Annotated in this window: 19 protein-coding genes and 1 other RNA gene; 4 read left to right on the top strand and 16 right to left on the bottom strand. The window is 63.4% G+C overall.

Annotated elements, in window-relative coordinates; all coding sequences use genetic code 11:
* Positions 1 to 17 precede the first annotated feature (17 nt).
* From COLINT_RS00925 to COLINT_RS00915, 3 genes are read right to left on the bottom strand one after another with little or no spacing between them, the layout of a single operon-like run.
* Positions 18 to 551 carry a nitroreductase family protein gene (locus tag COLINT_RS00925; RefSeq protein WP_006722421.1) on the bottom strand — a complete coding sequence of 178 codons (534 nt, stop codon included), beginning with the start codon at positions 549 to 551 and terminating at the stop codon, positions 18 to 20.
* A 24-nt stretch (positions 552 to 575) separates the two neighbouring features.
* The gene (locus COLINT_RS00920) at positions 576 to 1,484 is read right to left on the bottom strand and encodes a TIGR02452 family protein (protein WP_006722420.1); all 909 of its coding nucleotides are present in this window, start codon (positions 1,482 to 1,484) and stop codon (positions 576 to 578) included.
* 10 nt (positions 1,485 to 1,494) lie between these two features.
* Positions 1,495 to 2,775, bottom strand: coding sequence for an O-acetylhomoserine aminocarboxypropyltransferase/cysteine synthase family protein (locus COLINT_RS00915; protein WP_039910213.1), 1,281 nt, complete (start codon positions 2,773 to 2,775; stop codon positions 1,495 to 1,497).
* A gap of 100 nt (positions 2,776 to 2,875) precedes the next feature.
* Here COLINT_RS00915 and COLINT_RS00910 point away from each other — a divergent pair, with 100 nt between their 5' ends.
* Positions 2,876 to 3,316: a C-GCAxxG-C-C family protein gene (locus COLINT_RS00910; protein ID WP_006722417.1), complete on the top strand. Its 441-nt coding sequence runs from the start codon at positions 2,876 to 2,878 to the stop codon at positions 3,314 to 3,316.
* A gap of 112 nt (positions 3,317 to 3,428) precedes the next feature.
* On the opposite strand, the gene COLINT_RS00905 is transcribed toward COLINT_RS00910, so the two are convergent.
* Positions 3,429 to 4,067 carry an IMPACT family protein gene (locus tag COLINT_RS00905; protein ID WP_006722416.1) on the bottom strand — a complete coding sequence of 213 codons (639 nt, stop codon included), beginning with the start codon at positions 4,065 to 4,067 and terminating at the stop codon, positions 3,429 to 3,431.
* 235 nt (positions 4,068 to 4,302) lie between these two features.
* Here COLINT_RS00905 and rnpB point away from each other — a divergent pair.
* From rnpB to COLINT_RS00895, 3 genes are all read left to right on the top strand, one after another.
* Positions 4,303 to 4,666, top strand: an RNA gene (rnpB, locus tag COLINT_RS08195) — RNase P RNA component class A.
* 237 nt (positions 4,667 to 4,903) lie between these two features.
* Positions 4,904 to 5,896 (top strand): inorganic phosphate transporter, encoded by a 993-nt coding sequence (locus tag COLINT_RS00900; protein ID WP_233418302.1) that lies wholly within the window; start codon positions 4,904 to 4,906, stop codon positions 5,894 to 5,896.
* 47 nt (positions 5,897 to 5,943) lie between these two features.
* Positions 5,944 to 6,567 carry a DUF47 domain-containing protein gene (locus COLINT_RS00895; protein WP_006722413.1) on the top strand — a complete coding sequence of 208 codons (624 nt, stop codon included), beginning with the start codon at positions 5,944 to 5,946 and terminating at the stop codon, positions 6,565 to 6,567.
* A 427-nt stretch (positions 6,568 to 6,994) separates the two neighbouring features.
* On the opposite strand, the gene COLINT_RS00890 is transcribed toward COLINT_RS00895, so the two are convergent.
* The 12 genes from COLINT_RS00890 to COLINT_RS00840 form a co-directional block, all read right to left on the bottom strand.
* Positions 6,995 to 7,642, bottom strand: coding sequence for a DivIVA domain-containing protein (locus tag COLINT_RS00890; RefSeq protein WP_006722411.1), 648 nt, complete (start codon positions 7,640 to 7,642; stop codon positions 6,995 to 6,997).
* Between the two features lie 65 nt (positions 7,643 to 7,707).
* On the bottom strand, positions 7,708 to 7,977 hold the full coding sequence (locus tag COLINT_RS00885; protein WP_006722410.1) for a YggT family protein: 270 nt from the start codon (positions 7,975 to 7,977) through the stop codon (positions 7,708 to 7,710).
* Between the two features lie 13 nt (positions 7,978 to 7,990).
* Positions 7,991 to 8,716 carry a cell division protein SepF gene (gene sepF / locus COLINT_RS00880; protein WP_006722409.1) on the bottom strand — a complete coding sequence of 242 codons (726 nt, stop codon included), beginning with the start codon at positions 8,714 to 8,716 and terminating at the stop codon, positions 7,991 to 7,993.
* A gap of 39 nt (positions 8,717 to 8,755) precedes the next feature.
* On the bottom strand, positions 8,756 to 9,493 hold the full coding sequence (locus COLINT_RS00875; RefSeq protein ID WP_006722408.1) for a YggS family pyridoxal phosphate-dependent enzyme: 738 nt from the start codon (positions 9,491 to 9,493) through the stop codon (positions 8,756 to 8,758).
* 149 nt (positions 9,494 to 9,642) lie between these two features.
* Entirely contained in the window at positions 9,643 to 10,470 is an 828-nt protein-coding gene (locus COLINT_RS00870) for a phosphate signaling complex PhoU family protein (RefSeq protein WP_006722407.1), read from the bottom strand.
* Between the two features lie 63 nt (positions 10,471 to 10,533).
* Complete coding sequence (gene pstB / locus COLINT_RS00865) at positions 10,534 to 11,337, bottom strand: phosphate ABC transporter ATP-binding protein PstB (protein WP_006722406.1); 804 nt, start codon at positions 11,335 to 11,337, stop codon at positions 10,534 to 10,536.
* A gap of 9 nt (positions 11,338 to 11,346) precedes the next feature.
* Positions 11,347 to 12,270, bottom strand: coding sequence for a phosphate ABC transporter permease PstA (pstA, locus tag COLINT_RS00860; RefSeq protein ID WP_006722405.1), 924 nt, complete (start codon positions 12,268 to 12,270; stop codon positions 11,347 to 11,349).
* A 3-nt stretch (positions 12,271 to 12,273) separates the two neighbouring features.
* Positions 12,274 to 13,203 (bottom strand): phosphate ABC transporter permease subunit PstC, encoded by a 930-nt coding sequence (gene pstC / locus COLINT_RS00855; protein WP_006722404.1) that lies wholly within the window; start codon positions 13,201 to 13,203, stop codon positions 12,274 to 12,276.
* Between the two features lies 1 nt (position 13,204).
* Complete coding sequence (locus COLINT_RS00850; protein WP_233418301.1) at positions 13,205 to 14,137, bottom strand: phosphate ABC transporter substrate-binding protein; 933 nt, start codon at positions 14,135 to 14,137, stop codon at positions 13,205 to 13,207.
* A gap of 133 nt (positions 14,138 to 14,270) precedes the next feature.
* Positions 14,271 to 15,113 carry a phosphate signaling complex PhoU family protein gene (locus tag COLINT_RS00845; RefSeq protein ID WP_006722402.1) on the bottom strand — a complete coding sequence of 281 codons (843 nt, stop codon included), beginning with the start codon at positions 15,111 to 15,113 and terminating at the stop codon, positions 14,271 to 14,273.
* Between the two features lie 78 nt (positions 15,114 to 15,191).
* Positions 15,192 to 15,335, bottom strand: coding sequence for a hypothetical protein (locus tag COLINT_RS08430; protein WP_006722401.1), 144 nt, complete (start codon positions 15,333 to 15,335; stop codon positions 15,192 to 15,194).
* Between the two features lie 39 nt (positions 15,336 to 15,374).
* Positions 15,375 to 16,163: a polyphenol oxidase family protein gene (locus tag COLINT_RS00840; protein WP_006722400.1), complete on the bottom strand. Its 789-nt coding sequence runs from the start codon at positions 16,161 to 16,163 to the stop codon at positions 15,375 to 15,377.
* Positions 16,164 to 16,404: the final 241 nt, after the last annotated feature.

Genomic DNA, 16,404 nt, shown 5'->3' with positions numbered 1-16,404 from the left:
GCGGTCGGATGAGCCGGTTAGAGGACGATGCGGAAATCGGACATCGGGATGGTGCGGGCCTCGCGAACGCACTCGCTCGCGATCTCGTCGGCGGCGTAACCCACGGTGAGCATATGCACCGGGTACAGGTCGGCGGGCAACCCAAACTCATCGATGGCCACGCGCGGGTCGAAATGGCAGACCCAGCAGGTGGAAAGCCCGAGGTCCTCGGCCTGCATCATCATCTGGTCGACCACGATGCTCGTGTCGATGTCACCCGAGCCCATCTGGTCGTACTTGCGCACCCAAGCCGTGTCGACCTTCTCGCACACCATCAGGACGACCGGCGCGCCAAACACGCTGCCGTCCTTGGCGAAGTGCTTGGCCGCTTTGGCCGCCTTCTCGCGCAGGGCGTCCGTGTCGCACACGAGCACGCGACTCGGGTGCTTGTTGCAGGCGGACGGGGCGATGCGACCGGCCTCCAAAATCGCGGAGAGCTTCTCGGGCTCGATCGCGCGCTCCTCATAGCTGCGGCAGGCATACCGGGAACGGGTCAGTTCTGCAAAAGACATGCATCTCTCCTTCGATGGTCGGCGCTACAGGTACTTGCGCCAGTCGTCCTCTTCCCCATCATCCTCTTCGGCGGCAGCGGCGGCTTGCTCGGCGGCACGGCGCTCGGCGAGGGCGTCGGCGAAGCTCACCTGATTCCTCTCGGGGAAGGTCGAGAGCGCGTGCTCAAAGCACGCGAGATTCTCGTTGAAGCGATCGCGCGGAACGGCGAAGATCGCGAGCTCGATGCCATGGGAACCCGACGCCAGCTCCTCGCGGAACAGCTCGGACACGAGCTCGGCCTCCCAGCCAAAGACGCCGCAGCCCCAAGCGCCCAGTACGACCTGCTTGTGGCCCAGCGCATCGACGATGTTGAGGGCGAAGTGAATGCGGTCGCGCATAGCGCGCACGAGGGCGGCCTCGTCGACCTTGTACTCCTCGCGGGCGAGGCGGGCGTTGGGCGCGGCCACCACGAGCACATCGGCGTAGGCGTGGATCTTCTCACGGGAGAAGCGCACCTTGGGAACGACGAGTGCGCGATTACGGTAGAGATCGCAGTTGATATTGCGACGGCAATTCTCACCGTACCAGTCGCCCTGTTTCTCGAGCACGTTGTACAGGAACGACTCGGCGCACAAGGCCTCCTCCTGCGCCCAGGAGCCGCGGATGTAGCCGCCGCCCGGGTTGGTGAATGAGGCGAAGTCGAGGACCGCCAAGTCGCAGAACTCGGCGCGGCCACGGCCGTTCTCGAGAATCGCCGCCACGGCGTCGGCGGCCATGACACGGACCTCGGGCACGCGGCCCTCGACCTCGGAGGTGACGGGGGCCTCAAGACGCTGGACGCCGGCGAGGCTGCGCTCGATCTCCTTGCCAAAGCGGGCAGCCATCTGCTCGGCATGGCGCTGCGCCTTCTCCGCACGCGCCTGCTTCTTGGAATTGGGCTTGCGATCTGCCATTCCCGTCTCCTTACAGACCGGCGAGCGCCTGCTCGACATCCGCGATCAGATCATCAGTGCTCTCGATACCGCACGACAGACGCACCATATCGGGGGCGATGCCGCAGGCCTCGAGCTCGGCGTCGTTCATCTGACGGTGCGTGGCATTGGCCGGATGCAGGCAGCAGGTGCGGGCATCGGCCACGTGCGTGGCGATCTGCGCGATCTTGAGGCTCTTCATGAACTGCTCGGCCGCCTCGCGCCCACCGTTGAAGCCGAAGCTCACCACGCCGCAGGAGCCGTTCGGCAGGTACTTCTGCGCGAGCTCGTAATACTCGTCACCGGGAAGACCGGGGTAGCGCACGAAGCGCACGGCGGGGTGCCCGGCGAGGAACTCGGCCATGGCCTGACCGTTCTTGCAGTGTTGGGGCATGCGCACATGCAGGCTCTCCAGACCGAGATTCAGCAGGTAGGCGTTTTGGGGGCTCTGGATGGAGCCGAGGTCGCGCATGAGCTGGGCGGTCGCCTTGGTGATGAAGGCACCCTCGAGACCGAAGCGCTCGGTGTAGACGACGCCGTGATACGACTCGTCGGGGGTGGTGAGACCGGGGAACTTATCGGCGTGCGCAGTCCAGTCGAAGCGACCGGAGTCCACGATGGCACCGCCCACGGCCGCGCCGTGACCGTCCATGTACTTGGTAGTGGAGTGCGTCACGATATCGGCGCCCCACTCAATGGGACGGCAATTGACGGGCGTGGGGAACGTGTTGTCCACGATCAGCGGCACGCCATGGGCATGCGCGGCGGCGGCGAAACGCTCGATGTCGAGCACGGCGAGTGCCGGATTGGCGATGGTCTCGCCGAAGACGCACTTGGTGTTGGGGCGGAAGGCCGCCTCGAGCTCCTCATCGGTCGCGTTGGGGGCGACAAAGGTGCACTCCAGGCCCATGCGGCGCATGGTGTGGACGAGCAGATTGTAGCTGCCCCCGTAGATGGCCGAGCTCGCCACCACGTGATCGCCCGCCCCGGCGATATTGAAGACGGCGAAGAAGTTCGCGGCCTGACCGGAGCTCGTCAACATGGCGGCGGTGCCGCCCTCGAGCTCGCAGATCTTGGCCGCGACGGCATCGTTGGTGGGATTCTGAAGGCGGGTGTAGAAATAACCCGATTCCTCGAGATCGAACAGTTTGCCCATGTGCTCGGAGGTGTCGTACTTCCAGGTGGTGGACTGATAGATGGGCACCTGACGGGGCTCCGCGTCACCGGGACGGTAGCCGCCCTGCACGCACGTGGTTCCGATATGCTCGGCCATGGGCTCTCCTTCGTTCATACGGGTTCGGCCACTCGGGCCCTCCCCTGCGTTCAGATAGGTAAAATGGTATACCGTTCAGAGCAATCGAAAAGGAAGAACTATGGCAATCAACAAAGATGAAATCTCGCTCGACCGCGAAGCGCTCAAGGCGGCGGCAGCCGACTATCATGCCCAAGGGTTCAACTGCGCGCAATCCGTGATCTGCGCGATGGCGCCGAAACTCGGACTCGATGACCACACCGCCTTCGCACTCGCCGAGGGCTTTGGAGCGGGCATGGGCGGCATGACCGAGACCTGCGGCGCCATTGCAGGCGGCATCATGGCGCTCGGACAGGTGAGAAGCTCGGGTTTCGACGCACCTGGCAGCAAGGGCGCCACCTATCGCATGGCGCGCGCGTACTGCGACGCGTTCCGCGATAAGAACGGCTCCACCATCTGCCGCGAGCTCAAGGGCGTGGGTACGGACACCGGGGCGCTGCGTAGCTGCGCCGGCTGCATCGACGACGCCATCGACCTGCTCGTCGACACCCTCGAGGCTTAAAACGCCACCATCGCCGCATGCGAAACCGCATGCAAAGCGGGCCCGGACCGAGACACACGCCTCGGTCCGGGCCCGATTCCGTTGCAATCACACACCGGGGCGACTCAGGCGCCTAGAACTCGTCGAAATGCGCCCTCCCGACCTCGACGACCTCCTTGCCGGCCATGAGCTCGGTGAGCAGCGGACGCAGGGCCTCGTGCTCCCCTTCGCGATATATTGCGTGAATCAGCACCTGATCGGTGTAATCGGTGCCGGCGATCTTGCCCCCGGTATCGGCGATCATACGGACCACCTGCTCGTAGAGGGGATACGCCACCGGGACGTCCACATTCACCACGCTTGTCATCTCGACGATATCGCCTGCCGCGCGCGCGGCCTCGACGGCCGCCTGCGCCGCCGCCGTATACGCACGCACGAGACCACCCGGCCCAAGCAGCGTTCCGCCGAAATAGCGCGTGGTCACACAGCACACATCCTTGAGCCCGGCACCGCGCAGCACCTCGAGCGTCGGCATCCCGCTCGTACGCTGCGGCTCCCCGTCATCGCTTGCACGCTCGGTGCCGTCTACCAAAATGAACGCGGGTACATTGTGCCGAGCGTCGTAATGCCTCGCCCGCATGGCCGCCTGATGCGCCTGGGCCTCATCCACTGACTCGACATGCACGAGCTGGGCGATAAACCGGCTCTTGCGGTCCTCGAACTCCCCCGACACCTCGGCGCCGGAACGAACCGTGAAATACGAATCAGCCATAACCCCTCACAACCGGGCCCACATCGGCAAGGGCCACGTGCCAACAACATAATGCAGTCCCGGTATTGCACCGAGATCGTTTGGTCTTGCGAGCGGACGGGGCTTCATCCGCGCGCAGCTTCCGCACGAGCCGAAGGCCCCGTGGGGCCTTCGCGCGAGCCCAGGACTGTTTGAGCACGGGTGAAGCCCCGTCCGCTCGCAAGACCTCCGGCCACATGGTACAATACCTCTTCGCGAAGCGGGCCAGACGATCGCGCGACCAGCCCTCGTGGCAGGCGTGAGGAAAGTCCGGGCTCCATAGGGCAAGAAGCTGGCTAACGGCCAGGCGGGGCAACCCGACGGATTAGCGCCGCAGAAAAGAAGACTCCCGCTGCCCGTCTTATGACGGGTGAGAGAAAAGCTGAAACGGTGGTGTAAGAGACCACCAGCGTCGTGGCAACACGGCGGCTTGGCAAGCCCCTTCCGGAGCAAGCGCGAATAGGAGCGCCATGGGTCGGCCCGGCCCGCGCTCGGGTAGCGTGCGAAGAACTGCACGGTGACGTGCAGGCGAGATAAATGATCGTCCACGACAGAACCCGGCTTATCGGCCCGCTTCGCCTTTTTCATCCAACAATGCAATAGACGCACACGAACCGGATACCCGTCTCCCTCTTGCCAAACCTTACACGACCATTACAAAGCATTCCGACGTTAAGCCCTGGTAAGCATTGCGTAAGGTATACAATAGGAGGGCTGTGTAAACAGGCGCTGTCATGCGCCGGTATGGGAATGTGGTATCAGTGGACGTATCCTTCTCCTATTTCATTGCGCAAGTCTTTTCCAATCCAATACTTGCCATGACCGTCTTGCTCACGCTGGGCGTCATCTTCGTCAACGGCTGGACCGACGCACCAAACGCAATCGCCACGTGCGTGACCACGCGTTGCCTGCCGCCCAAGGCCGCCATCATCATGAGCGCGATCTTCAACTTCCTGGGTGTCTTCATCATGACGCACATCAACGCGAGCGTCGCCTCGACCATCTCCAACATGGTCGACTTCGGCTCGAACACGCAGATCGCCCTCATCGCCCTGTGTGCGGCGCTCTTCTCGATCGTCGTGTACTCCGTGGGAGCAAGCGTCTTCGGCATCCCCACGAGTGAGAGCCACAGCCTCATCGCCGGACTCACCGGCGCGGCCATCGCCCTGGGCGGTGCCGATGGCGTCAACATGAACGAGTGGGTCAAGGTCCTTTACGGACTCGTCCTCTCCCTCGGCCTGGGCTTCGCCGCCGGCTGGGGCGTGTGCAAGATCGTCACCCTCCTATTCGCCAACACCGACAGGCGTAAATCCAACACGTTTTTCCGTTGGGCGCAGATCGCCGGCGCCGCGGGCATGAGCTTCATGCACGGCGCGCAGGACGGCCAGAAGTTCATCGGCGTCCTGTTCCTGGGCGTGGCTTTCTGCAACGGCCAATCCTCCGTCGAGAACATGATCATCCCCGTGTGGCTCATGCTGCTGTGCTCCGTCGTCATGGGTGTCGGCACGTCCGTGGGCGGCGAGAAGATCATCAAGTCCGTGGGCATGGATATGGTGAAGCTTGAGAAGTACCAGGGTTTCTCCGCCGACCTCTCCAGCTCCCTGTGTCTGCTGCTCGCGACCCTCACTGGCATCCCGGTTTCCACCACGCACGTCAAGACCACGGCCATCATGGGCGTGGGTGCGGTGAAGCGCATCTCCGCCATCAACTTCGGCGTGGTCAAGGACATGCTCCTGACCTGGATCTTCACCTTCCCGGGCTGCGGTCTCATCAGCTTCTGCATGGCCAAGCTCTTCCTGCTGTTCATCTAGTTCGAATCCCGTCACACCCTCTCAAACCATCCTGAAAGGACCCCACCATGGCTAAGAAAAACGACGCGTTCTACTTCGACAGCTTCGCTTCTGCCGCCGAGCTCGCTTGCAAGGCCGCCCAGAAGCTCGATGAGATCATGCACGATTTCGACCCGGCCAAGATTGAAGAGGCCGTGGCCGAGATGCACGCCATCGAGCAGGAGGCCGACGAGATCGTACATGACGTGAACGACGCCCTCATCAGCGCGTTCATCACCCCCATCGAGCGCGAGGACATCGCCACGCTCGCCGGCGCCATCGATGTCGTCGTCGACCGCATCGAAGGCGTCCTGCACCGCATCTACTTCACCAACATCCAGGAGATGCGCCCCGACGCGCCTGAGATGTCGGCCAAGGTCATGCGCGCCACGGAGCAGATGCACGATCTCGTACTCGAGCTCCCTCAGTTCAAGCGCTCCAAGAGCCTTCGCGAGCACGTCATCACCGTGAACACCATCGAGAGCGAGTGCGACGACATTTACATCGCCGCCATGCGCGAGCTGCACACCGGCGATTTCGACCCGCTGACCGTCATCTCCTGGCGTGACGTCTACACCTTCCTCGAGTACTGCGCCGACTCCTGCGAGTTTGTCGCCGACACGGTCGAGTCCATCGTGATGAAGAACAGCTAGGCGAACATCCGCCCATCTCCCCTCTTTGCAAAACAGCTCAAGCTCTCACGTCCAATTGCACGGCCGTGAGAGCTTGAGCTTTTTCGTATTCGAATTGAGATAAGCCGGATAGAGGCAATTCGGTGCATTTCAAATCCCCAGGTGGAGACTTTGCGGGCTCCCGCCATACATTGGCTTTCCCAGTATCGATACGAAAAAGCTCAACAAGGCGCGAGTAGAGGACGGGGGCACGGCCGTTTGTCCATCCGACCGAGGCGCTTTCCATCCGATGCTGCTTGGAAACGCGCAATTAACCCCGAAAACGACGGACCCGCGTCGATTGACGCGGGTCCGTCTTCAATGACATGTAAAAACAGGGCTTTATCGGGTCGACTTCCAATCAAAGTCGAAGTCGCACCTCAATAGCCGCCCAATCGAGATTCAATGCCTAGTCGAGGTCGTCGGCACCGAAGTTCGGGAGCGGGGCGAACGGATCGGCCACGGGCATCGGCTCGGGAGCGGGCGCAGGAGCCGGAGCAGCCGCGGGCTCGGAGCCGGTGGGAGCGCTGACCAGCAGATCGGCCGGGAACTCGTTCTGAGCCTCGTCCATGAAGTGCTGGATGAGCTTGAGGTACTCAGCCTTGAACTCCTCACGAGAGGCCTTCAGGCGGTCGATCTCGGCGAGCTCATTCTGCTTCTCGTTGAGCGCCTGACGGATGACCTCGCGGGCCTTGGCGTCGGCCTCGTTGCGGATGCGGTCGGCATTCTCGCGGGCCTCGGCGACGATGTTGTCGGCAGACTGCTGAGCCGCGATAAGGGCGGCGGAGATCTGGCTGGCGGTAGCGGTGTACTCGGGGCTGGCCACGGGGGCGGGAGCCGGAGCGGGGGCGGCAACGGCGACCTGGGCCTGAGCCTGGGCGGCGGCGAGCTCCTGCTCGGTAGCGGTCAGACGGGTCTTGAGGTCCACGATCTTATTGAGCATGGCGTCGACCTCGGAGGCGAGCTGCTCGAGGAAGACGTCGACCTCAGCGGGGTCGTAACCGCGCTTGGCCTCGGAGAAGGTCTGCGCCTGGATGTCAGCGGGGGTGATGGCCATGATACTTATCCTTTCATACGCGAGGGACGCTCCGGTTTGGAGCGAGGACCGCTCTGCGTCAGTTCCTACAATATTAGCCTGATAATGAAGTTCTCAAGCAGACTCAACACAAGTATCGCAACAACCGGCGACCAGTCGATCATTCCCAACGGGGGGATGAAGCGGCGGAAGAAGTTGAGATACGGGCCGACGAGGCTTTGCAAAACGGCCCCGATGTCGTCCATGAGGCTACCCGGGCGAATCGGGAACCACGACAGCAAGACGTACCCGAGAATCAGATAGTTGTAGAACTCGAATAGGGTTCGAACAAGACGGGCAATGGTGATGGCATTCACGAGATGGCAGCTCCTACTGCTTGAGATAGCCGTCTTTACGCAGCTTGGCAAGGTCGGTCTCCTTGACCTCGCAACCCACCGGCAAGACGATGAACACGCGGTCGCCGAGCTCGCGCACAGAGGCGCCGGAGCCGCAAGCGAATCCATAGCTGAAATCGAGCACGCGCTTGGCGACCTCGGTGCGGACGCCGGCGAACACCAGAACGACGGGCTGACGGGTGCGCACGCGGCGCACCACGGTCTCGACGTCGTCATAGCTCTCGGGGCGCAAGACGTACGCCGGAAGCTGGGGCGTACCCTCCAAAACGGCGTTCACACGAGCCTCGGTGCTGCTCACCGGGGCCGTGGTGGGAACGGAGGACAGGGCCGCGCGCTGGCTCTGGGCCTGGGCGTAGCTCGAGGGCGTGTCGTAGGCACCGGGACGATAGGCGGGCTCGGCGGAAGGGCCGTAGGTCGTCGCATGGCGATCGGCCTCCCCCACCAGCTGGCCGGAGCGCGTGTACACGGCGACGGACTCGGCCTCGCCACGGCGCGTCTGGCCGAGCATGCCGTTACCAGGCTCCTGGGGCTCGTAGCCGCGATAGGAGTCCTGGGCCGGCTGGCCGTAACCCTCGGGGTAATCCTCGTAGCCGCCGTCTACACCCTCGTCGTAGTAATCGTCATAGGGCTCGTCGCCGTACGGCTCGGCGGCGGGCTGGGCCATGCCGAGGCGGCTCTTGATGTCATCTAGAAATCCCACGGTTATACCTCTCTTTGCGCCGTGTGCGAGCGTACCTGCCTATAGTACTTCAAAGGATGGGTCAAATACCACACGCCCCAGGCGAACGATGGTGGACCCCTCCTCGAGCGCGATCTCGTAATCCTCGCTCATGCCGCAGGACAGCTCGCGGAGCTCCAACCCGCTCGAGACGCGAAGCTCGTCGCGCAGCTCGCGCAGGCCGGCAAAACACTCACGCGCCCTGGATTTATCCCCACGAGGAGCCATGGTCATAAGCCCCTCGATGCGAATTCCACAAAGGTTCTGCAGCCCGTCCATCGAGCGACGCAGCTCGTCGGGCGAAAAACCGCCCTTGGTCTCCTCGCCGCTGACATTGACCTCGATGAGCACCCTCTGCGGGGCAGCAAGCTCCCCGGCGTCCAAACGACGCAACGCCCGGTTGCTCACGGCCTCGGCCAAATGCATGGTGCCAATCGAGTGGATGAGCTCGACGCGGCCGAGCACGGCGTTGATCTTGTTCGTCTGCAAGTTGCCGATCATGTCGAAGCGCACGGGACGCGTCTCCTGGACGAGCTCGAGACCCTCGAGCTTGCGATGCAGCTCCTGAGGACGGTTCTCACCAAATACACGATATCCGGCATCGATGGCGGCGAGTACTTGCATAAGGCCCACGGTCTTGGAAACGGCGACGAGCTCCGCCTCGTCACGAGTGCGGCCTCCCACAGCGAGGGACGCGTCAACGCGCTGCAAAATCTCCGCGCGCCGATCCTCGATGAAGGCGCTGTAATCCTCTTCCATCGCACATCCTTTCGCATCCACGTACCATGGCCGCAACGCTGCTGGCGCGCGACCATACGCCATAGTAACGCAGGGATGCGGCGGCCATGACGGACGCCGCATCCCTGCCACGAATCATCAAGCAAGCCGCGCGAAACGGTTCGCTTGACCTACTCCGCAAGCTCCGCGATGAGAGTTGCCAGATCGTGACCGACCTCATCGAGCGCGAGGTGGGACACGAAGCGCGCATCGGACTCAGGGTCGAGCGTCACGCCCTCGCCGGAGGGGATGCGCAGGCTCTCGAGCTCATCCTCGTCGGCCTCGGCGATATCGTCAGCGCTCCAGCGCTGGCCGGTCAGCAGGAACACGAGGCGGTACGCGCACTCCATGGAAATGCTCGCGACGCGGTCCAGATAGCGAGACACCATGACCGTGCGACGGAAATCGTCCATCTGCGCATCATCGGCGACCTCCATGGTCTCCGTGCGATTGAAGACGCGGAAGAACTCCTGATACGCGCCGTGGACCGCCTCATCCTCTTCGGACAGGGTCAGGACCGTGGCGAGATCGTTGTTCACGAGCGCGGAGGCGGTGGCGCCCAGCACGCGATAGACACTGGCAGCCTCCTCCTCGATAAGGGCGACCATCTGCGGAGGAAACTCGATGTCGTTGTTGACCTTGCGCTTGGCCGCACGGGCGATGCGACGCACCTTGTCGCTCATGCGCTGAAGGTTGAAGTCGATGTAGATGATCGTCTGGAGCAGACGGAAGTCGGATGCAACCGGGCTCTGGGTGGCGATCAGGTTGTAGCACACGGCCTCGAGGTTGGCGCAGCGGGCGTCGATCTTGAGGGTCTTGTTCTGAGCGCGACGGGCGAGCTCGCGGTCGTCATTCACAAAGGCATCGACGGCGTCGTGGAGGGTCAGGTCGATGGCCTCGAAGATGGACAGCATCTCGTGGCGCGCCTCGATGAGCTGGCTGGAGAAGAGTTTGCGCATATGCGCCTCCTTAACAGATACGCGTGCGGGCGGCGCATATGGCGCGCCGCCCGTTTCTACACATTAACCGAAGCGACCGGTGATGTAGTCCTCGGTGCGCTTGTCCATGGGCGTGGTGAAGATGTCGTTGGTCTGGCCGTACTCGATGAGCGTGGCGGGCTCGCCGGCGACCTCCTGCAGGAAGAATGCGGTGTGGTCGGAGATACGGGCGGCCTGTTGCATGTTGTGGGTGACGATGATGATCGTCATCTCGGGCGCGAGCTCCACCATAAGGTCCTCGACCTTCTGCACGGAGGTGGGGTCGATGGCGGAACAGGGCTCGTCCATGAGCAGCACGTCGGGCTGAACGGCAAGCACGCGCGCGATGCACAGGCGCTGCTGCTGGCCACCGGAGAGGGCAAGGCCGTCCTTGGAGAGCTGGTTTGAAACCTCTTTCCAAAGATTGGCGCGCTTGAGGGACTCCTCGACAATGTCGTCCAAGTCGCTCTTGCTGGTCACGCCTTGCAGACGCGGACCGAACGCGACGTTCTCGTAGATGGACTTGGGGAACGGGTTGGGCTGCTGAAAGATCATGCCCACGCGACGGCGCAGGTCGACCGGGTCAACGCCCTCGGCGTAGATGTCCGAGCCGTCGAGCTGCATGGTGCCCTCGATGTGCGTGCCCTCGATAAGGTCGTTCATGCGGTTCATGCAGCGCAGGAAGGTGGACTTGCCGCAGCCGGACGGGCCGATGAAGGCGGTGATCTTGTTCTTGGCGATGTTGAGGTTCACGTCGGTGAGGGCGTGGAAGTCGCCGTACCAGAAGTTGAAGTCGGAAACGGTGATGGCGCTCTGCGCGGCCTCGGGCGCGTTACGGTAAACGGTCACGGGTGCTCCTTACTTGCTTTTGCGGGAAAGCCAGCGGGCGAACAGGTTGAAGGCCAGGATGATGGCCATGAGCAGCAGGGCGGTGCCATATGCCGCATTCATGTTGATGCCGTCGTTGGCCAGCAGGTACAAGTGGACGGTCATGGGACGGCCCGAATCGAGCGGCGTGAAGGGCATGTTGATGGCCTGGCCCATGGTGTAGAGCACCACGGCGGTCTCGCCGATGGCGCGGCCGATGCCGAGCACGATGCCCGTCGCGATGCGACCGAAGGCGGAGGGCAGGACGATCTTGCTCACGACCTGCCACTTGGTGGCACCCAGGCCGTAGGCGCCCCAGCGAATGTAGCGAGGCACGGCACGGATGGCCTCCTCGGTGGTGCGCATGATGATGGGCAGCATGAGCAGAGCGAGGGCGAGGGCGGCTGAGATCATGGAGAGACCCAGACCCATCGCCTCGACGAACAGGGCGTATCCGAACAGGCCCATGACGATGGAGGGCACGGAGGCCAGCGTGTCGGCCGCATAGCGGATGATGTTCACCAGGCGGCCCTGCTTGGCGTACTCGGCCAGGTACACGGCGGCGAGCACGGCGATGGGCGTGCAGATGAGCATGGCGAGCGCCGTGACGTACACGGTGGACACGATGGTGGGCCAGATGCCGCCCTCGGCGTTGACGCCATGGGGCCAGGTGAAGATGAACGCGGGGCTCACATGCGGCAGGCCATTGATCACCACGTAGGCGATGATGGCGACGAGCACGAGGGTCGTGATGGCAGCGGCCACGCGGAACACGCCGAGCATGATCTTGTTGGAGGCGTTCTTAGAGATGCGCTCCTTCTTGCCGTTCGCAAGCGCGCGCTTGATGCGCTGGGCCGAGGTCAGAGCCGGGGCATCGGCTTTGGCGGCCTCATGGATATCGATGTTGTCAGCCATGGTCTACCCCTTCCTCATCTTCGACAGCAGGCGCACAAAGCCCACCAAGGACGCGGACACGACGAACAGCACCACGCCCATACCGAACAGGGCGGTGCGGTGCAGGCCGGAGGAATAGCTCATGTCGAGCGCGATCTGGCTCGTGAGCGTGGAAACCGGACTCGAGATGGACTCGGGGATCACGGGCGCGTTGCCGACGACCATGAGGACGGCCATGGTCTCGCCGATGGCACGGCCCATGCCGAGCACGACTGCATCGACGATGCCGAACTTGGCCGCAGGCAGCACGACCTTGTAGATGGTCTGCCACTTGGTGGCGCCCATGGCGAAGCTCGCCTCACGAATGCCCATGGGGATGGAGTTGAGCGCGTCGATGGTAAGGGTGGTGATGGTCGGGACGATCATGATAGCCAGCACGAACCACGCGGTGAGGGCTCCGAATCCCAGTCCGCCGGTGAGGTCGGCCACGAACGGGCGGATGATCACCATGCCGAAAAAGCCGTAGATGATCGAGGGGATGCCCGCGAGCAAGTCAACGGCGGGGCTGATGAGCGCGCGGACACGAGCGGAGGCGATCTCGGTCAGGTAGACGGCGGTGCCCACACCGAGTGGGACACCGATCACGAGGGCGCCGACCGTCACCAGGGCAGTGCCGGCGGCGAGCGACATGATGCCGTAGTGGCCCTCGGTGGGAGCCCAGGTGAAGCTGAAGAAATTGGCCAGGCCGATGTCGGTGAACACCGGCGCGGCCTGCATCATCGTGAACGCGAAGATGAGCAGGACGGTGACCACGGCCAGGAAGGCGCAGGCGAAGAACAGGTACTGCAGCCCCTTCTCCTTGAGATAGGTGCTACGCGAGACGAGCGCGAGGTCGCGCTTGCGGGCGCCGGTGTTCTCGGAGGGCGTCGTCTCAGAGCTTTTGGCGTCGGTCATCTCACTCCCCCTCCGCGTTGCCCGAGACCGGGATGAAGCCGGCCTCGCGAATCTGATCGTCCATCTCATCGGACAGGACGTAGGCGATGTACTCAGCGGCTGCGCCCGTGGGCTCGCCCTTGGTGAAGAAGTACAGATCGCGGGAAATGGGATAGCCACCGGAGGCGATGGTCTTCTCCTGGGGCTCGACGTGGTTCACGTTGAGGGCGCGGACCTCGGTCTCGGCATAGGCGGACTCCACGAAGCCCATGGAGATGTAGCCGATGGCGCCGCGGGAACGACTGACGACGTCGCGCACCTGGCCGGTGCCGGAGAGAACGGCGGCGCGACGGTCGAAGGGCTCGCCATCCATGACGATGGACTTGAAGGCCTCGCGCGTGCCGGAGGCCTCGTCGCGATTCACGAGCTGGATGGGCAGGTCCTCTCCCCCCACCTCGCTCCAGTTGGAGATCTTGCCTGAGTAGATGCCGCGCAGCTGTTCGATGGAGAGGTTCTGAACGGGGTTGGCGGTGTTCACGATCACGGCGATGCCGTCATGGGCGACGGGGATCGTGGTGAGGCCGAGTTTTTGCTCCTCGGCGTTCAGGCCGCGAGAGGACGTCGCGATCTCGGCGGTGCCGGTGGAGACGGCCTCGATGCCGGCGGAAGAGCCCAGGCCGCTCACGAGGACGCCGGTTCCGGTCTCCTCCTTGAACAGCTCGGCCGCCTGTTCTGCGATCGGCAGGCAGGTCGTCGAACCCGCGACGGTGATCGACTCCGTCGACGTTCCCGAGCTGCACGACGTCAGGGCGAGCATGGTGGAAAGGGACAGGGCGGCCGTGATGAACAGCCGAGACGCCCTGAACGGCAGGGCGCAGTGCGCGCCTCCCGAGCAGCGATGCGCACCCAAGGGATGGGGCGCCGCGCCCGGACAGGCATGACGTGAACGTCGCACGGAGGGACTCCGATCTCTTCGAGCGATAGACGCAAACGCGCGGACGCCCATGCGCCCGCGCAATGTTCGATTCATGGTATCAAATTTTAAGCGCGCAACCGCCCAGCGCTGGGATTTCCAGTGCGCCTTGCCCCTATTCGCCACCATCCTCGGATTCGACCTCGCGGATGAGCGAGGCAAGCTTACCACCCACCTCGTCGGGAGCCAGGGACGCCACAGCTCGGGCATCGCGGACCGGGTCGAGCGTCACGCCCTCGCCGGAGGGGATGCGCATGCTCTCGAGCTCGCCCTCATCGGTCTCGATGAGGTCCGCCACGCTCCAGCGCTGACCGGTCAGCAGGAAGGCGATGCGGAACGCCGCGTCGATGGAGATGGCGGCGATACGATCCAGATAGCGGGAGACCATGATGACGCGGCGCAGGTCGTCCAGGGAGGCGTCGTCGGCGAGCTCCTCGGCGTCCATGCGGTTGTACGTACGAAAGAAGCGCTCGTACACCTCGTGCACCTCATCGTCGCGCTGCGCGAGGTCCGCCATGGCGGCAAGGTCGTTGTTGACCAGGGCGGAAGCAGAGGCGCCCAGGACGCGGTACACGCACTCGGACTCGCGCTGAATGAGATCGACCAGCTCGGTCGGCAGCTCGATATCGTTGTTGACTTTGCGCTTGGCGGCGCGGGCGATACGACGAACCTTGTCGCTCATGCGCTGGAGGTTGAAATTGACGTAAATGATCGTCTGGAGCAGGCGAAAGTCGGACGCGACCGGGCTCTGAGTGGCAATGAGGTTGTAGCACACGGCCTCGAGGTTCGCGCTGCGGGCATCGATCGCCAGCGTCGCCTGCTGGGCGCGGCGGGCCAGCTCCTTATCGTCGACCATAAAGGCGTTGACGGCATCGTGCAGGGTGAGGTCAATGGCCTCGAAGATGGAGAGCATCTCGTGGCGGGCCTCGATGAGCTGACGTGAGAAGAGCTTGCGCATAGCGATCCTTTTCGACGGGCGTATCACACACGCAGCCGAGTCTAGCCGCGCGCACCCCTCGGGCGCGTAAACGCAATGTCAGGAGAATGAAAAGTTCGTCTGGATGCGATGCAGCGTAAAGTTGCGGTACACGATGGGACCGCGGTGCGCGGCGGGATGGCGGTGCGCGGCGGGGTGACGGCGCACGGCGGGATGGCGATGCGCCACGAGGATGTTGGGCACGATGACCTTACCGTGCGCAACGAACGCGATTTCTCGGAGCTACACCATGACCGCGACCGCCGCATGGCGCCCGCACGTCCCCTTCTCCGCACGATAAGAGAAAAAGCGGTCGTTGCATCGAACGGTCGAGAGACCGAGGTCGCAGATGGCATCCTCAGGTACCCCTGTCTCGACGAGGGCCTGCCTGATCGCACGGCCGAGATCGAGCATGCGGGAATCCCCCACGTTGACCCACCCGAACTCCGCGCAAAAACGCTCCATGAGCTCTTGGGAGACCTCGTATTCGTCACCGAGGATATACGGACCGATATATGCCCGAACGGAGCCTGCAGGGCATGCTGCGGTCTCGCACAGGATGCTCGCAGCTTTGGCCGAGATGCGGGCGATCGTCCCCTTCCATCCCGAGTGAATGACCGCGAACCCGCCTGGGCAGGTGAGCACAACCGGCACGCAGTCGGCGAAGCACAGCATCACCGGGACATGCGCGGCGACGCACACAATGGCATCGGAACCCTCGGCTATTTGCTCGCGCACGCGGGCGAGCTCATCATCCGAGCCCTCCCGAACGACGGCGACGCAATCGCCGTGCACTTGGTTGGGCACGAGCAGCAGCTCGAAATCGCCGGCGCACCCGAGCGCCGCGAGCACGCGGCGGCGATTCTCCATCACGGCAGCCAGGTCGTCCCCCACATGGGAACCGAGGTTCAAAGAGGCATACGGCGACTCGGAAGCGCCGCCCGTGCGCTCGGTAAACGCCGCAGCAACAGTTCCGTCATGAAACTCGTTGAGCACAAGGCCGTCGTAGTCGTTGCGGTTGAACTGTCCCATGAAACGCCTTCCTCCTCTGCAAATGATGTTGAAGATTCTACCCCTGCGCCTCCGCAATCCGCGATCCGAACACCGCGTCCCGCAATTGAACAGGGGCCGGAGAGAAATGGTCGAGAATTGCCACGTTGTCACAGCGTGGCAATTCTCGACCATTTCTTGCTGCAAATAGGGGTGTTTTTGGTCGCGATATGCCACTTTGGAACAGCGCAGCACATCGCGACCACCCTCAGACGCCCGGCTA

This window comes from Collinsella intestinalis DSM 13280 (assembly GCF_000156175.1).
GTDB classification, from domain to species: Bacteria; Actinomycetota; Coriobacteriia; order Coriobacteriales; family Coriobacteriaceae; genus Collinsella; species Collinsella intestinalis.
This window is presented reverse-complemented; position numbering and strand designations above follow the sequence as displayed.

What these genes read in the sequence shown, in the direction of transcription:
- COLINT_RS00925 (WP_006722421.1), bottom strand. Translation starts at nt 551, where the DNA reads ATGTCTTTTGCAGAACTGACCCGTTCCCGGTATGCCTGCCGCAGCTAT.
- COLINT_RS00920 (WP_006722420.1), bottom strand. Translation starts at nt 1,484, where the DNA reads ATGGCAGATCGCAAGCCCAATTCCAAGAAGCAGGCGCGTGCGGAGAAG.
- COLINT_RS00915 (WP_039910213.1), bottom strand. Translation starts at nt 2,775, where the DNA reads ATGGCCGAGCATATCGGAACCACGTGCGTGCAGGGCGGCTACCGTCCC.
- COLINT_RS00910 (WP_006722417.1), top strand. Translation starts at nt 2,876, where the DNA reads ATGGCAATCAACAAAGATGAAATCTCGCTCGACCGCGAAGCGCTCAAG.
- COLINT_RS00905 (WP_006722416.1), bottom strand. Translation starts at nt 4,067, where the DNA reads ATGGCTGATTCGTATTTCACGGTTCGTTCCGGCGCCGAGGTGTCGGGG.
- COLINT_RS00900 (WP_233418302.1), top strand. Translation starts at nt 4,904, where the DNA reads ATGACCGTCTTGCTCACGCTGGGCGTCATCTTCGTCAACGGCTGGACC.
- COLINT_RS00895 (WP_006722413.1), top strand. Translation starts at nt 5,944, where the DNA reads ATGGCTAAGAAAAACGACGCGTTCTACTTCGACAGCTTCGCTTCTGCC.
- COLINT_RS00890 (WP_006722411.1), bottom strand. Translation starts at nt 7,642, where the DNA reads ATGGCCATCACCCCCGCTGACATCCAGGCGCAGACCTTCTCCGAGGCC.
- COLINT_RS00875 (WP_006722408.1), bottom strand. Translation starts at nt 9,493, where the DNA reads ATGGAAGAGGATTACAGCGCCTTCATCGAGGATCGGCGCGCGGAGATT.
- COLINT_RS00870 (WP_006722407.1), bottom strand. Translation starts at nt 10,470, where the DNA reads ATGCGCAAACTCTTCTCCAGCCAGCTCATCGAGGCGCGCCACGAGATG.
- pstA (WP_006722405.1), bottom strand. Translation starts at nt 12,270, where the DNA reads ATGGCTGACAACATCGATATCCATGAGGCCGCCAAAGCCGATGCCCCG.
- pstC (WP_006722404.1), bottom strand. Translation starts at nt 13,203, where the DNA reads ATGACCGACGCCAAAAGCTCTGAGACGACGCCCTCCGAGAACACCGGC.
- COLINT_RS00845 (WP_006722402.1), bottom strand. Translation starts at nt 15,113, where the DNA reads ATGCGCAAGCTCTTCTCACGTCAGCTCATCGAGGCCCGCCACGAGATG.
- COLINT_RS00840 (WP_006722400.1), bottom strand. Translation starts at nt 16,163, where the DNA reads ATGGGACAGTTCAACCGCAACGACTACGACGGCCTTGTGCTCAACGAG.